The organism is Pseudoalteromonas sp. NZS127_1 (assembly GCF_015864295.1).
Taxonomy (GTDB): domain Bacteria; phylum Pseudomonadota; class Gammaproteobacteria; order Enterobacterales; family Alteromonadaceae; genus Pseudoalteromonas; species Pseudoalteromonas arctica.
In genome coordinates this window covers 1-15,134 of the sequence record NZ_JADYXO010000019.1, presented here as the reverse complement: position 1 = coordinate 15,134, position 15,134 = coordinate 1, and the positions used below count along the sequence as shown (strand labels likewise).

Sequence of the window (15,134 nt, the reverse complement as noted above, 5' to 3'; positions counted from 1 at the left end):
AAATAAAAATCGCAAATTTAAATTAAGCCTTAAAATAGCCAAAGTAATTTCACTTGTGTACATTTTAGGGATATAACTAACGCTAGGTTTATAAATGATTAAAAAAGCAAAGGAGTCATTATGAGTATTTGGTACCAGCCCATCACTTTAGAGCTGTGCAAGCAGTTAGAACAAGGCATTGATGGCCAAGGAACATTAATGAAAACCATGGGAATAGAAGTCACTGAAATTGGTGATGATTACTTAGTAGCCACTATGCCGGCAATTCCTGAGCATCATAACCCAATGGGAATGGTTCACGGCGGTGCTAACGTTGTACTTGCCGAAACAGTTGCCAGCTATGCAGCTAACTTTGTTGTCGATTTTACAAAATTTTACTGCGTGGGGCAGGAAATTAGCGCAAGTCATTTAAAAGCATCTCGCAACGGCACTTTAACAGCAACGGCAAGAGCGTTTCATATTGGCAAACGTAGTTCAGTGTGGGAAATAAAAATTACAAATAGCCGCAATGAGCTGTGCTGCGTATCAAAAATGACCGCAGCAGTCGTAGAGCGAAGATAGTTACTTTTCGATTGGGTAAATTGTAATTTCCATACCCGCACCAATCGCAGATATACGTAGTAATGTATCTGCATCTAAGGCTTGATTAAAGCACTTAGGGGAAGTGCCTGATTCAAAACCAATATCAAACGTTCTACGTGAACAGCTTAACCATTGCTTTAGCGCGTTACGCGAACACGATTCAATAAGCTCACATATATGGTTTATTGCTTTGTCAGGCGTGTTTACTACACCTGTTGCTTCAATACGCGCTAATTGACGGTATTCGTCTTTGTCATAATGTAAAATCGTCGCGACTTTTTTCAAGTCTGCCACTAGCAAACTAATATCTTGCTTTGATTCAAGCTCAAGATCTACATTTAAAAATTGAATTTCCGACATCGTTTCGTATTTATCCTCTAATAATTTCATTGCAAACTTTAACGCAGTTTTACCGTTATACCAAATCAACTATGCTCTATTAACCACTTTATATAGATATTTCGCAGCTTTTAAGTATTTTTTAGCGTTTAAAGCTAGCTGGATATCAAACACTCAGCTCAATTAAACAAATAAGTCATGTTAGCAATTTAAGTGTAATCTTTTTTATTTTTAAATGATTACAGTAAGCTATAGTTTAAACTGCGACAAAATGTCGCAGTAACTAATCCCATTAATGTAATAAACTAGCCTCTAAAAATAATAAGACTAAAACATGAATAAAAAAATATTTAAGTATGCTCGCAAGTTACATAAATGGCTCGGTTATTTGCTCACATTACAAATTTTAGCTTGGCTATTAGGCGGTTTAGTCATGAGCGCTATTCCTCTTGATAAAGTTCATGGGGAGCATCTTGCAACACGTACTCTTAATAACCCATTTACGCAGGCTGATTATGTTGCCTCCCTTAACGATATTGCATCTCAGGTGGTTAATCCAACACAAATAATTTTTGAGAACTTTTTAACCACACCTATAATTACAGTAATAAATAAAGATGAACAGCAAAGCTTTAACGGTATAACAGGCCGGCCTTTTGAGCCGCCAACTAAAATACAAATTACCGCAAATGCTAAAGCACACCTACTTATTGATGCTCAAGTGACAAGCGCTGTACTGCTAAAGCAAGGTATGCGAGAAGTTGGATATAAAACCAATGTTTGGCAGGTACAATTTGACGACACATTTAACACAACACTGTACTTGTCAGAAAATAACGGCAGAGTTGTCACCGTTCGCAGCACACTATGGCGAATTTTCGACTTTTTTTGGATGTTACATATTATGGATTACGATGAGCGAGAGGATTTTAATAATCCGCTGCTTATTAGTTTTGCAGCAACCAGCGTACTTTTTTGCCTAAGTGGAATATTACTACTTATGCAAAACATACGACTAAAACGATTTATCCGAATTAAAAGTAAGAATAAATCAAAGTAGTCATATTGATTTTTAAGAACTAGCGCACTCTCACCAAAGAGTAAATAAGCCCTAGGAAGTACCCAAGGGCAGATTTTATTCCAAGTGTTTAAATCGACTCAAATGTCGCTTTAACATTTCGTTTTCGAAAATCAACTCATCACGCTCATCCAGCAATTGTAAAACTAAAGCTATTGCCGACCAATCTAACGAAAAGTCATGTTGAATACGGGCCGCTTTTTTAACTAAGGTCACTGCAGATACCGTAAATTGCCACTGCGTAACATGCTTCCCCTCAATTGGAACCGCAATATTGTGCTCAACTAGCTCATATAAAATTGCTTCGCTAATATCACTACTCAAACATAGCTCTTTGCTAGTAAGTAAATCATCTTTTTGTGTCACGATAATTTGCATTATGGCTTGCTCCAGTTATTACGGGGATCAAAGTGAGCTTTTTCGGCTAATTCTTCCCACAGTTTTTTACTGGTATCATCAACAGATGTTGGATTAACAATTTTAAGCACAGCAAATAAATCACCTTTGGCTTTTTTACTCATTAATCCCTTGCCTTTAATACGCAAGCGTTGGCCAGACTGACTATTAGATGGAATAGTTAATTGGATTTTGCCTGCCAACGTAGGTAAATTTATTTTTGTACCAAGAGCCGCTTCCCATGGTGCAAGAGGGACGACTATATTTAGGTTATGACCTTCAACATCAAATAATGGGTGGGGCACTAAACTAATTTGTAAGTACAAGTCGCCATTTTGCCCGTTCGCTGACCCTAATCCGCCTTGCCCTTTTAGTCGAATTCGTTCGCCATTTACTGAGCCTGCGGGAATTTTCACTTTAAGTGATTTTTTAATTTCAGAGACACGACCACTACTATCTCGCTGCGGTAACATAAACTCAACAGGCTTAACGGTATCAACTAAAGTCTCTTCAAGAAAAATCGGGAACTCTATTTCCACATCTTGTCCTTTTTGCGCGCGAGCAGCGTTACTTCTGCTCTGCCCTGAACGATCAAACCCACCGCCTCCGCCAAACATTGAATTAATAAAGTCAGAAAATTCTTGATCGGTTTGAGGATCACTTTGCTGGTAATTACCTTGTGTAGAACCAGCGCTACCGCGATAATTTGTTTGCTGCTGATGAGCACGATTTTGTTGATGGCGACGTAGCTCGTCGTATTTTTTACGTTCATCTTTATTATGGATGACTTCGTAAGCTTCTGCTATTTCTTTAAATTTATCTTCTGCTTGAGGCTCTTTGCTTACATCTGGGTGATATTTTCTGGCTAACTTTTTATAAGCTACTTTAACCGCTTTATCGTCTGCATCAGGCGATATCCCAAGTACTGAATAATAATCAACAAATTTCATTTGCAATCCAAATCCCCATATTGAGTAAGCTTTAAGCATACTCCTTAACTTATAATCTTGTGTAGCTAAAGTACAATAAATAGTAAGAAATAAATGAATAGTAAAATAACTTTGAAGAAAAAATTAATTAGACACTTTTTAGTAATATAAGTGCAGGCCTTAAGTTAACTTTATCTTTTATCTTCAGGGCTTTAAACTAGGCATTCCTGTAGTTCACATTTGTGATGGATATGACTCGATTTATTCTGGCCTTATTGGCTTGTTGTGTGTGCGTTTCGGTATCGGCCGAACAATTCACCCGCTTTTCAACCGCTAAAAGACATCTAATTAAAACCCTACCTGACAACGCTAAAAGCATTTACTGCGGCTGTGATATTAAAAAAGAAGGTAAAAAACTAACTCCCGATCCGACTAACTGTGGTTACATTCCTCGAAATACACTTACCCGCTCAGGCAAAGTAAATGTACGAGCACTACGTATTGAATGGGAACATATTGTTCCGGCGTGGGAATTTGGTCATCAGCTACAATGTTGGCAAGATGGCGGACGTAAAAACTGCCGTAAAGTAAGTGCTAAATTTAGAAAAATGGAAGCTGATATAAATAACTTAGCGCCAGCTATTGGCGAAATTAATGCCGATCGCTCTAATTATCGTTTTGGCATGCTTAGCGAAAACGCCACACAGTATGGTCGCTGCGAAGTAAAAGTAAACTTTAAGCAACGTGTAGTTGAACCGCCTGTCTATGCACGTAAACGTATAGCCGACACTTACGCTTACATGCAGAAAACATACGGTTTAAAAATCTCTGATAAACAGCAAAAGTTATTTAATGCGTGGAAAAAGCAAGCATTTGCAGATACAAGTAGTGCGAGCAAGCTCTAAGCTTTAACACTCATTTACATAAATCAAAGTTATAAATGTTGAATAAACGAGCGAGTGTTGTAATATTTTAAACAACTTATTTACAGAAAGTCCTTAACTATGTTTAAAAATAATAAAACCTCGCTTGCCATTTTTGCAGCACTTTCGGGCTTTGCTTTAACGGGTTGTGGCGGCGGAGGCGGTATCGACTCTGCTCCTGTAGTTACAACACCTGTTAGTAGCAGCCCAACATGGACAGCGGCGGTATTTGAGCCCTCTAACGATTTAAAAAACTTTTGCGAAACCCCTCGTACGGATAACGATCCCTTTAATAACAACAACCCCTACCCAGATCAAGCGGGTTCTGCCCTTTATGAAAAGCTCTGGCTTCGCTCTTGGAGCGACGAAACCTACCTTTGGTATGATGAGATTGCCGATAACGACCCTGAAAGCTTTACAACAGTAGCCGATTACTTCGCTCAATTAAAAACAGAGCAGCTTACCGACTCAGGGGCAAAAAAAGATAACTTTCATTTTTCAGAGCCTTCTGAAGATTACTTTCAAGAAGCGCAATCGGGCGTTACTTCTGGTTACGGTATAAATTGGGCGTTTATTGGCGATACAGCCGACCGTATTTTACGCGTCGCTTATCTTGAAGATGATTCACCTGCAAGCCAAATAGGCTTTCAACGTGGTGATACTGTACTTTCAGTTGACGGTGTTAGCATTAATACCAATACAGAGTCGGGTGTAGATACGCTTAACGAAGGTTTATTTAGTCCTACTAACGGCGACTCACATACTATTGTTGTACGCAGTAACGATGGCGCCGAAAAAACATTTAATGTAACCGCTGGTAATATTGAACAAACACCTGTTCAAAATGTTAAAACGATTACAACCGCAAATGGTTCAAGCGTGGGTTACATGCAATTTAATAGCCATATAAGCATTGCCCAAGAAGGACTTATTGATGCGGTAAATAAGTTTAAAACCGATGGTATTGATGAGCTTGTAATCGACTTTAGATATAACGGTGGTGGTTTATTAGCACTGTCGGCACAATTAGCTTATATGGTTGCCGGTAATGCCAACGTTAACAACCGCTTTTATTATCAAACTCAACAAAACGATAAACAACCTGTTGATTCGCCTTTTCCATTTATTGATGAAGAAATAGATTACTCTACTTTTTTTAGCACAGGTGAAAACCTACCTGATTTAAACCTATCAAAGGTTTATGTATTAAGCACATCAGGCACCTGTTCGGCATCAGAAGCTTTTATTAATGGTTTAAAAGGTATAGACGCAGAAGTTATTTTAATTGGCGACACAACCTGCGGTAAGCCCTATGGCTTTACCCCAACTCATAACTGCGCAACAACCTATTACACTATTCAGTTTAGTGGCGTAAATAGCAAAGGATTTGGCGAATACGCTGCGGGTTTTACACCAACCCCTACTCCACAATTTGATGCTGATGTTCAAGGTTGTGAAATTGAGGACGACTTTGATCATCAGTTAGGCGACAGTGACGAGGCCGTTTTAGCCACCGCATTATTTCATGTTGAAAATGGCAGTTGTCCAGTTAGAACGGCTGCTGCAAAAGCAGAACCAGCTAATTTTTCAAGCTCTCGTGAATCTCTCATTCCTTTAAATATGCCGGTACAATTTACCCAGCGTAATATGGACTTAACTTGGCCAACGCTGGGTGAGGAAAGGTAATGGCTAAATTATTACTCCCATTAGCCACCTTGCTCGCTTTAGGCGGATGCCAAAGTGTAGATAGTGAGCCTGCTAAACCCGCTATATTAACGAGCGTTAATCCCAGCGTTATTACAACACTACAACAGGCAATTCAACAAGCTAAGGGAGGCACATTAGTAACACTTGCCGATTCGGTATTTACTAAACGTAGCGAACTGCTAATTGATCATGCAATGAGTAAAGGGTCTGATGGCAGAGTAATTATGGGCGCGCATAATATAAAATCTGAGAAGTTTATTTTGCAACTACGTAATAACCAATGCGAGCTTTACTATCCTAAAAAAGAGCTTACTACAGTACTTGAAGGTGTTACCTGTAAAGAGTTATAAGGCACTTTATTAATGTTTATAAATTAATAAAAAAGGCGCGCAGCATATCGCTGCGCGCCTTTTTCTATTTTAAAGCGTTATTACAAGTCTTGATGCGGACCAAACACTTCATAATGAATCTGCTCGTTTTTAACACCTAATTCAAGTAACTGGTTTTTTATAAATGCCATAAAACCGGCAGGACCACATAAGTAAAAGTCACCATTACTCAATGGTAGCTGTGCTTGTACTGCGTTTAGGTTCATTAACCCAGTAAAGTCAGCGCCCTCTGTCGCTTGGTTAAACCACGTCATTGTTTGTAAACGGTTATAAACTGCATTTAACTCATTTAAATATTTTGAAAACGAATGCTGCTGAGTATTTTCGCAGGCATGTAAATACATAATCTCTTGATTAGAGTTGTCACTTAATAACGTTTCAAGCATAGCCAGCATTGGCGTTTGCCCAACACCTGCTGAAATGAGTACCGCTGGGTTTGTGTTATTGCGTAAAAAGAAGTCTCCTGCCGGCGGGTATAACTCAACAATAGTGCCTTGCTCTAATGAGTGTAAATAATTAGACACCATGCCAGGCTTTGGCTGTAGCTCTTTTTTAACACTAATACGGTAGTTTTTAGCGTTACTTTTTTGCGAAATAGAATACTGGCGAATTTCTTCATATTCAGCGCCCTCTGGCTTAACTTTAATACCTAAATACTGCCCTGGTTTATGTGTAATAACAGCTTCGCCATCAACTGGCGTAAGTGTAAAGCTCGTTACTAGTTCTGATTCAGCCTGTTTGTTGGTTATTTCAAATTGGCGAGTTCCCGCCCAACCACCGTGTTTATTTTTACTGTGCTCATACAAAGCAGCTTCTTCGGTTATACAAATATCAGCAAGTACGCCGTAAGCTTCGCGCCAAGCGTATTCAACATCGGGAGTAAATTGCTCAGGAATAAGCTCTTTTAAAGTACCAATTAAATGCGCACCTACAATAGGGTAATGCTCAGGTAAAATATTCAAGCTTGTATGCTTATGATTAATACGTGTTAGCGCTTCTTTTAATACGGCTAAATTATCAATATTTTGTGCATACGCAGCCAATGCATTAAAAAGTGCAAATTGCTGACGACCTGTATCTTGATTCGCCATATTAAAAATATTTTTAAGCTCAGGATTATGGCTAAATAAACGCTTATAAAAATGATCGGTAACAACCGTACCCGCCTGCGCTAATAACGGAACTGTGCTTTTTACAATCTCAATGGTTTTATCAGATAACATATGTGTTTCCTATGGATGAACTAACCACGACGCCCATCAACACGACGCCGCGTTAATATAGGTGTGCAGTGAATTAAAAATAATGAAAAAGCCACTAACCACAGCAAAGCACTTATTTGCCAAGCAAGGTGAGGCCCAATAATAAAAGGGAGTAATGAACGAGTAATAGCGGCCACAAGCAAAAACGCAAAAGCAACAGCCATGTAATGAGGAATAGCGAGTGTCCGCCCTGTATGACCATGTGATACACGCGTCATCATTGCTAAAATCATCATACCTATTGTGCCAATAGTGATTAAGTGCAGCGCATCTTTAAATTGTATTGCACTGCTATAAAAGCTAAATGCAACCATCATTAACCCTACGCCTAACGCTAAGTAGGAAAAATGTAAAGACCATAACAACGGCACTCTCAATACCTTGCTATCCCACCAAAAACCTGCCCTGACCAGGTGAAGCGCAGCAACAGTTGCAACAACTAACGCAGGATTAATCGTGTTCAAAAACAACTTGTTGATGAAAAATAAAGTGATAGCCAAAATAGATAAATACATCACCGCTTTATCTATTTTAGGAGTGCGAACTTGTGCGGTTAAACCTAGACCTTTAGCGGTAAAAAATGGTAAAACGCGACCCGCAACAATGCCAACTAGTAAAGTAATGACCAGTACTGCGGTATCAACCACACCAAGTGCAAGCTGCATGTTTTGTTTTAAAACAAGTATTAAATACAATACATTGAGCCCACAAAGCACAGCTAAAATAGCTAAAAACGGATAGTTACTTTTGCTATTGGCTTTTAATAACATATTAGCCAGTACTGCTATGGCGCCTAGCCACCAAATAACTTGTAATGTAAGTGCAGCATATAAATTAAAATGAGCAATATCAGGCAATATCACAAAAAAGGCTAAGCGCGCTGCAAGCCATATAAACGTAAGCCACATAAGGGCTTTCCCACTTATGCTCGGTACGCCTGTCCATGTTTGTGCAGCGGTAAGTAAAAAGCCAACAGCTACAACTCCTGCAAAGCCAAACAGCATTTCGTGCGCGTGCCATAATGTCGCAGGTATCGATGAGTGCCAACTTGCATGGCCTGTTAAAATAAGTAGCCAATACCCCACCGAAAAAAATGCCAATAAGCCACCGCCTAAAAAGAAAGGTCTAAAAGCGAGCATCCATAATGGCCATTGAGATACTTGATGAATAGCAACGCGGGCTGGCATTGGCTCAGTTAAGTTTATAGGGCGCATTATCGTACCTCTTGCCCTAAACCATGTTGTGCAACACAGCGCAGTACGTAACTTACTTTTAAAATAGCAGCAATAACAATAGTGCCAATATGAGCTGATACTTGCACCGCCATGGAAAAGTACTCAGCAAACGGGTAGCTAATTAAAATACTTGCCGTAATACACACTAAACTCACAGCTAATGCAGTATTGGCAGCAAATAATACTGTTTCGTATAGTGAACTAAACTGTGTTTGATTATTTAAATTATTCAGCATTAGTGTGTTCATGGCGATCTCTGTAACTAACTACGTTACTTAGCTATTACACATACTGTGCCAATAATTTTATTCATTTAAATTCAATAAGTTAAATTAAATCACTTTACACTATGAGTCTTTATGACCTACTATAAATTAACTCACAAAAACACAAACAGGTCATTTTGACATGAACCAGCAATTCAACCTTACCCAAGTTGCTCTAGAGCTTGCTCAAAGTACACTGCACGAGCATAGTTTTGATCAATTACTAGCAACGGTTGAGCGGGTGATTCCTAGTGATGCAAGTGCGTTATTAGTGCTTCAGGGCGAGCAATTAAAACCACTGGCAATTAAAGGGTTAATGTCCGACAGCCTTGGCAGACGATTTAAAATAGTAGAGCACCCTCGCCTAGAAGCTATTTGCAAAAGCACACTCGCGCTACAATTTGCGCACGACTGCCCACTACCCGATCCATACGACGGATTGCTATTAGCTAAAACCGGCGACATACCGGTACATGCATGTTTAGGTTTACCCCTTTATGATAAAAACGCACTACTTGGCGTACTTACGTTTGATAGCCTTAACGCCAATGCATTTAACAGCATAAGCGCTGATACACTCAATACCTTACAAACGCTGTGTAGTGCGCACTTTAAAACAGCTTTAGAGCTTGCCCATTACAAACAGCATGCACAGCACTCAAGTGCATTAGTGCAAGAACTAAATCGTGAAGCGTTAACACGGGACGGCGGTGAAATTATTGGTCAAAGTCCGCTAATGCAAACACTTAAAAACGAAATTAAACTCGTTGCAGCATCTAACTTTAGCGTGCTTATATTAGGTGAAACAGGGGTAGGGAAAGAGCTTGTAGCGCGTAATATTCACTTAAATTCAGCTCGAAAAGATCAACCGCTTATTCACTTAAATTGTGCATCACTTCCTGAGAACCTTGCTGAAAGTGAATTTTTTGGTCATGCGAAAGGGGCTTTTACAGGCGCACAAAATTCGCGCCAGGGTAAATTTCAATTAGCTGATGGCGGCACGTTATTTTTAGATGAAATAGGCGAACTGCCCCTGGCCATGCAAAGTAAACTATTACGAGTGCTACAAAGTGGCGAAATACAAACGGTAGGGGAAGACACGCCAAAGTACGTAGATGTACGCGTCGTTGCTGCAACCAACAGAAACTTAAAAGAAGAAGTAGCTCAAGGTCGCTTTAGAGCCGATTTATACCATCGCCTCAGTGTCTACCCTATTACTGTGCCACCACTTAGTAAACGCGAGCACGACATAACACTCTTAGCTGGTTATTTTATTGAGCAAACAGCCCGTAAATTAGGGATAAAACAATTAAAACTAAGCCCTGAAGCGCAAGTACTGCTTAATCAGTACAACTGGCCAGGTAACGTTCGCGAGCTTGAACATGTCATTAGCCGCAGCGCCCTAAAAGCAAAACAAAGCCAATGGCAAAATCCAATAATAACCATTACAAGCGAGCACTGTGATTTAACCCCAAGTGCGCCACAAAACTCTCTAGTAGCAAGCCAAAGTACAACCAACACCTTGATCAACCAACCTTTAAAGCAAGCTGTAGAATCGTTGCAATACAACGTAATTACCGAGCAATTAAAGAAGCATAACTACAACTGGTCAGCAGCAGCAAGAGTACTTGAATTAGATAGAGCTAACTTAGTACGCTTGGCTAAACGCCTAGGCATAGAAGTAAAAAAAACACTATAATCATTTAAAACACAGCTAAAATGCTGCTAAAACTATTGATTAGCAGCTAACTTACTAAAGTGTGTTTTTAACAACCCTGCAAAAGCTTGTACTTTAGCAGTGCGATGTACTAGGTGATGCGTGACTAACCATACATCAGTAGGCCAGCTTAACTCACTGTGTAATATAGGTACTAAATCAGAATATTGCGCCGCTACGTCATGCTGTAATCCGCCAATGCCTAGCCCTTTAATTATTGCACGAGTCGCTTCTGCGGTTTCAGATACTCGCAGCTTAATTTGCGATGCAGGAATATGTTCATCAGCCCATGCAAAATAAGGCACGCGGGCATTAAAACCCGCTACACCCGATACAAAATTATGTTGCTGTAAATCACTTAATAATTTAGGCATGCCGTACTTATTAATGTAACGCTTATTAGCATACAAGCCAGACGAAAGCTGCGCCAAATGCTGAGCAATATAATCGCCCTCATCAGGTCTTGGGCCTGCACGCACTGCAATATGCGCTTGTCCGTGATCGAGCCTTAACCTTTTTTGTTCTAAAATAACTTCTAACTGCACTTGCGGATGTAGCGCCTGAAATTGCTCACATACATCACCAAGTACATCCATAAAACCACTTACCGTCGTTAGTAATAAACTCCCTCTAAGGGTGCTATCGGCTGCTGCTATATCGTTATGTAACTGCTCTAAGGAGCTATGAATAGTTTGCGCCGTTGCAAATAACTTGGTGCCAATTTCAGTAACCTTGTAACCACGGGCATGGCGATGAAAAAGCCGTGCATTTAAGTTTTTTTCAAGATTATTAATTCGTCTAAGCACTGTGCTGTGGTGCACATTAAGCTCTTCTGCGGCCGCCGTTAACGTACCTAAACGCGCCACTTCAAACGCCACTTTAACGTCTTGCCAATCTTCAAATTTAATCGCCATTCTGCTTACCTTATACTTATGTGCATTTACGCACACAAGTGTTGCGTTTATTGGGGTTTTCTACAAGCAAAATTTTGCTACATTAGCGTTGTAAGTTTAAACACTAAAAGGTCACTAGCATGTCAGCACCAAAAATTATCGCCCTAGCAGGAAGTCTTCGACAAGAAAGCTTTAATCAAAAAATTATTAATGAGGCAGCACGTTTTGCTCTACAAACAGGTGCTGAAGTAGAAGTAATAAAACTAAACGAATTAAACATCCCACTATTTAACGAAGATATTGAAGCGCAAGGTACACCAAGCGATGTACAGCTTTTAAAAGATAAACTACGTGCAGCTGATGGTATTTTACTAGCAAGTCCTGAGTACAACGGTTCCATTACCGCTGCACTTAAAAATGCTATTGATTGGGCCTCACGTACAGAGCAAGGTGCGGTTCCAGCTTTTCGCAATAAAGTAGTCGCTTTATTTTCAGCATCCCCAGGCGGGCTTGGCGGGTTACGCGGTTTAAATCATGTACGTGATATATTAAGTGGTATTGGGTCGTTAGTACTTGCAGATCAACTTGCAATACCCGCTGTACACACGTTGCTTGATGAAAATGGCCAAATTAATGAACCTGTTACAGCTGAAAAAGTATCAGCACTTGCTCATCAGTTAGTAAGCGTAGCAAGTAAATTAAAATAATTTAGTACGCCTTACCAAATAACTAATTACTTTGTCGCCGCTATTTTTGCGGCGATAAAGTCTGTATGCGTTACATATAAAAGCCCAGCTACTTTACGTATTACATAGTCTTCTTGCGGATCTATTTCGCCATCAGCATAGGCCAAGCGCCATAGTAGTTCTATTATTTCAATGCGCTGAACTGCACTACAATGCTCATTAATTTGTTTTGAAAACTGAAAGTAGTCAATAGCGCCTTCTAAACTACTTGCTGCGTTAGTGGTTAGCTCTTCAACTTCTGAATCTGTTAAATTAAAGTATTTTTTTAAGGTTACAGTCAGGGTTTGTTGTTCATTATGGTCAAGCTTAGTATCAGCACGCATAACCTCTATAAGCAATGCCGCAACTGCTGTTTTTAAATCATGCTGCTTTATACTAGGTTCCTGATCATCGAATACAGCAAAAAGCTGCTTTATTTGTTTGAACATCACATTATCCCTTTTTGGGTGTTAGACTAAAGATAAAGAAATCGAACTTGTATGAGTAGTTAATGGGTATTAAGTTCGCAAATTAAAGGATACATTTTTATGAAAGGATTAAATACACCACGCTTAGTTATTGGCAGCGCATTGGTGGCCCTTTCGAGCGTCGGCACTGTATTTGCCGAAACTGTCGAAAAAGAAAAATCATACGACTTTGATAATAAAGTACATTACTACCAAACTAAAATTGGCGAAGACAACTATAAAATAGAAATACAGTCAGACGATTACAAACACTTCGCTAATCAAAGTATGTTTTTACTGCGCCATGCAGATAGGTTATGTCGTGGCAGAACCTTTATGTTAAAGGTCCTAGAAGGCGTGCAAGAATACGAACGCTTTCCAACTAAACCACGAGCCTACCAACCAGCCTTAAATGTTTTACTACAATGCGAAACTAAAGAAGATACAAACAAGGGTAAGTAACCTTAGTCTTTATAACCCCAAGGTGCTGATGGTGGAGTAATCGGTTTCGTTAAATCAAAATCCACCTTAAACTCACGTCCTTGGCGAATTAATCGATAAGTAAATACTTCTGGGTAAATATACATTTGCCATGTATTACCTACAGACTGTGCAATGCCTTGTTTTACAAATAACTCTTTAGAGTATTGGTCTGCTGGAAACGACTGTATTTGCGCAGACCCTGCATCAAGCGTATGGCCACCATACATGGTTGATGCGTCGTCAGTTCCATCTTTATGACGATGATCGTGCTTTAAACTTAAGCCACTCCCCGTTTTAGTTATGATCCACGTACGTGATGCATCGTCTCCTACATGAAACGGCACTTGTAACTCAGTCTCGCTACATTTACGTACATGCATAACCAGCTTTTTATCTGTAAATGAGCTTGGCCCTTTCGCGTTATCTACCGCTACTTCACCTTCAAAAGCTTTACCGCAATGCGCTGCAATACTATTAAAAAAGGCATTATGAGTAGGAATAGACACTAACGGTGCAGGGCGTGCAAAAGCTGTCGATGAAGCAACTATTAAGGTTGCTGCAGTTAATAATTTCATATGTTTCTCGTTATAGTTATTTTAAAACACCTGTAATAGTACAGTTTTCTTAAGTACTTTATTAGAAGTATCTATATAAAATTTAGAACAAGACAACTAGGTAAAACTACTAAATAGCGATTAACGACTAAATATCTCAGCCTTCATTAACAATCCTACTTTTATAAATATTAATTACACACCTCAACTAGCCACTGGCCAATTATTTAATCACCATTTGTGATGCCTGCTTAATTGGCCCGAAAGTTCAGCTTTTAGCTGTGTCACATGCTACTAATCCAGCAAAAAGGCTTAGTAAGAAAACTTTGCAGCGCCTATCGCGTTAGCCAATAACGCATGGGTTGGCACAGGTGTAATTATTTTAGAGGGTGTGAGTATTGGTGAAAACAGTATTGTGGGTGCGGGTGCTGTCGTTACTAAAAATGTAATGCCTAATACCCCAGTAGCGGATAATCCAGATCGTGAAATAAGAACACTGTAGTTATTCTCGATGTGATTTTAACGTTGGGAGTCGCTACGCTCGCATCAGCGAGCACTTTAACTCGTTAAATTAAGTGAATTATTCACTAAGAGACACTCCGCTATAGAGGAATACCTGAATCACTTTTTCTACAAGCATAAAAAAGCCCGAATCGTTAGATTCGGGCTTTCTACAATGTGAAGCTTGTGTAATGTCATAGTGCCCACAGCAGTAGAAAGTCACGTAGCAAATGCTAATTTATTGGCCGACTGGGGTATTGAGGATTCTTGTTGTGATTTTAACGTCGGGAGTCGCTATGCTTGCCCGCCCTGCGGGCTAGGTGTTGATGTGAGTGCGCATTAATTGCACGCATTTTACTTTTCTTCAGACGTAAAAAAGCCCGAATCGTTAGATTCGGGCTTTCTACAATTTGAAGCCTGGTAATGTCCTACTTTCACATAGCAAATGCTACACTATCATCGGCGCTGTTTCGTTTCACTACTGAGTTCGGCATGGAGTCAGGTGGGTCCAAAACGCTATTGTCACCAAGCAAATTTGGGCGTTAATTCGTATCGCTACAAACTAACTGAATTTGGAAAATATCTGATAATATTTTTTAAGTCTTTCAGTAAATATCTACTTTAGTCATATTAACTTCTGTCTAAACTGTCGCATAAAACGCGTTTGGCGTTGTATGGTTAAGCCTCA

The 15,134-nt window shown here is 39.6% G+C and carries 17 protein-coding genes, 1 rRNA gene and 1 pseudogene; 9 read left to right on the top strand and 10 right to left on the bottom strand.

Annotated features, from left to right (window positions below):
• Window positions 1-120 precede the first annotated feature (120 nt).
• Entirely contained in the window at window positions 121-561 is a 441-nt protein-coding gene (locus I6F50_RS15595; protein ID WP_007584940.1) for a PaaI family thioesterase, read from the top strand.
• On the opposite strand, the gene I6F50_RS15590 is transcribed toward I6F50_RS15595, so the two are convergent.
• Window positions 562-942, bottom strand: a complete 381-nt coding sequence (locus I6F50_RS15590; protein ID WP_008138697.1) for a hypothetical protein — start codon at window positions 940-942, stop codon at window positions 562-564.
• A gap of 313 nt (window positions 943-1,255) precedes the next feature.
• On the opposite strand from I6F50_RS15590, the gene I6F50_RS15585 reads away from it, so the two are divergent.
• Window positions 1,256-1,981 (top strand): membrane protein, encoded by a 726-nt coding sequence (locus tag I6F50_RS15585; RefSeq protein ID WP_024591693.1) that lies wholly within the window; start codon window positions 1,256-1,258, stop codon window positions 1,979-1,981.
• A 75-nt stretch (window positions 1,982-2,056) separates the two neighbouring features.
• On the opposite strand, the gene I6F50_RS15580 is transcribed toward I6F50_RS15585, so the two are convergent.
• Together I6F50_RS15580 and I6F50_RS15575 are read right to left on the bottom strand one after the other, a co-directional pair.
• Window positions 2,057-2,377, bottom strand: coding sequence for a chaperone modulator CbpM (locus I6F50_RS15580; protein ID WP_007584937.1), 321 nt, complete (start codon window positions 2,375-2,377; stop codon window positions 2,057-2,059).
• Window positions 2,377-3,345, bottom strand: a complete 969-nt coding sequence (locus I6F50_RS15575; protein WP_197176660.1) for a DnaJ C-terminal domain-containing protein — start codon at window positions 3,343-3,345, stop codon at window positions 2,377-2,379. Before I6F50_RS15575 ends, I6F50_RS15580 begins: the two co-directional genes overlap by 1 nt.
• Window positions 3,346-3,575: 230 nt before the next feature.
• On the opposite strand from I6F50_RS15575, the gene I6F50_RS15570 reads away from it, so the two are divergent.
• The 3 genes from I6F50_RS15570 to I6F50_RS15560 all read left to right on the top strand — a co-directional run bounded on the left by I6F50_RS15570 (window position 3,576) and on the right by I6F50_RS15560 (window position 6,304).
• On the top strand, window positions 3,576-4,229 hold the full coding sequence (locus I6F50_RS15570; protein WP_149594727.1) for an endonuclease: 654 nt from the start codon (window positions 3,576-3,578) through the stop codon (window positions 4,227-4,229).
• Window positions 4,230-4,328: 99 nt separating this feature from the next.
• Entirely contained in the window at window positions 4,329-5,933 is a 1,605-nt protein-coding gene (locus I6F50_RS15565) for a S41 family peptidase (RefSeq protein WP_197176658.1), read from the top strand.
• Window positions 5,933-6,304 (top strand): hypothetical protein, encoded by a 372-nt coding sequence (locus I6F50_RS15560; RefSeq protein WP_002959634.1) that lies wholly within the window; start codon window positions 5,933-5,935, stop codon window positions 6,302-6,304. Before I6F50_RS15565 ends, I6F50_RS15560 begins: the two co-directional genes overlap by 1 nt.
• Before the next feature lie 80 nt (window positions 6,305-6,384).
• On the opposite strand, the gene hmpA is transcribed toward I6F50_RS15560, so the two are convergent.
• The 3 genes from hmpA to I6F50_RS15545 are packed head-to-tail and all read right to left on the bottom strand — an operon-like array spanning window position 6,385 to window position 9,088.
• On the bottom strand, window positions 6,385-7,566 hold the full coding sequence (gene hmpA, locus I6F50_RS15555; RefSeq protein WP_165729063.1) for an NO-inducible flavohemoprotein: 1,182 nt from the start codon (window positions 7,564-7,566) through the stop codon (window positions 6,385-6,387).
• A 20-nt stretch (window positions 7,567-7,586) separates the two neighbouring features.
• Window positions 7,587-8,819 (bottom strand): NnrS family protein, encoded by a 1,233-nt coding sequence (locus tag I6F50_RS15550; RefSeq protein ID WP_165741126.1) that lies wholly within the window; start codon window positions 8,817-8,819, stop codon window positions 7,587-7,589.
• Window positions 8,819-9,088, bottom strand: coding sequence for a hypothetical protein (locus I6F50_RS15545; protein WP_007584928.1), 270 nt, complete (start codon window positions 9,086-9,088; stop codon window positions 8,819-8,821). The genes I6F50_RS15550 and I6F50_RS15545 overlap by 1 nt, the downstream gene beginning before the upstream one ends.
• Before the next feature lie 160 nt (window positions 9,089-9,248).
• Here I6F50_RS15545 and norR point away from each other — a divergent pair, with 160 nt between their 5' ends.
• The gene (gene norR, locus I6F50_RS15540) at window positions 9,249-10,805 is read left to right on the top strand and encodes a nitric oxide reductase transcriptional regulator NorR (RefSeq protein ID WP_008138686.1); all 1,557 of its coding nucleotides are present in this window, start codon (window positions 9,249-9,251) and stop codon (window positions 10,803-10,805) included.
• Between the two features lie 32 nt (window positions 10,806-10,837).
• Here the strand turns inward: norR and I6F50_RS15535 are convergent, their stop codons facing one another.
• Window positions 10,838-11,737, bottom strand: a complete 900-nt coding sequence (locus I6F50_RS15535; protein ID WP_165741125.1) for a LysR family transcriptional regulator — start codon at window positions 11,735-11,737, stop codon at window positions 10,838-10,840.
• 119 nt (window positions 11,738-11,856) lie between these two features.
• Between I6F50_RS15535 and I6F50_RS15530 the strand changes: the two genes are divergently transcribed.
• Window positions 11,857-12,423 (top strand): NADPH-dependent FMN reductase, encoded by a 567-nt coding sequence (locus I6F50_RS15530; protein ID WP_165741124.1) that lies wholly within the window; start codon window positions 11,857-11,859, stop codon window positions 12,421-12,423.
• 26 nt (window positions 12,424-12,449) lie between these two features.
• Here I6F50_RS15530 and I6F50_RS15525 read toward each other — a convergent pair whose 3' ends face one another.
• A complete protein-coding gene (locus I6F50_RS15525) occupies window positions 12,450-12,890 on the bottom strand; it encodes a TerB family tellurite resistance protein (protein WP_165741123.1) in 441 nt (146 codons plus the stop codon).
• Window positions 12,891-12,989: 99 nt separating this feature from the next.
• Here I6F50_RS15525 and I6F50_RS15520 point away from each other — a divergent pair, with 99 nt between their 5' ends.
• The gene (locus tag I6F50_RS15520) at window positions 12,990-13,370 is read left to right on the top strand and encodes a hypothetical protein (protein ID WP_165741122.1); all 381 of its coding nucleotides are present in this window, start codon (window positions 12,990-12,992) and stop codon (window positions 13,368-13,370) included.
• 2 nt (window positions 13,371-13,372) lie between these two features.
• Here I6F50_RS15520 and I6F50_RS15515 read toward each other — a convergent pair whose 3' ends face one another.
• Window positions 13,373-13,966 (bottom strand): hypothetical protein, encoded by a 594-nt coding sequence (locus I6F50_RS15515; protein WP_197142722.1) that lies wholly within the window; start codon window positions 13,964-13,966, stop codon window positions 13,373-13,375.
• 145 nt (window positions 13,967-14,111) lie between these two features.
• Here I6F50_RS15515 and I6F50_RS15510 point away from each other — a divergent pair.
• Window positions 14,112-14,447 (top strand): annotated as a pseudogene (locus tag I6F50_RS15510) (sugar O-acetyltransferase); the annotation flags it as partial.
• Between the two features lie 414 nt (window positions 14,448-14,861).
• Here I6F50_RS15510 and rrf read toward each other — a convergent pair.
• Window positions 14,862-14,976, bottom strand: a 5S ribosomal RNA gene (gene rrf, locus I6F50_RS15505).
• Between the last annotated feature and the right edge of the window lie 158 nt (window positions 14,977-15,134).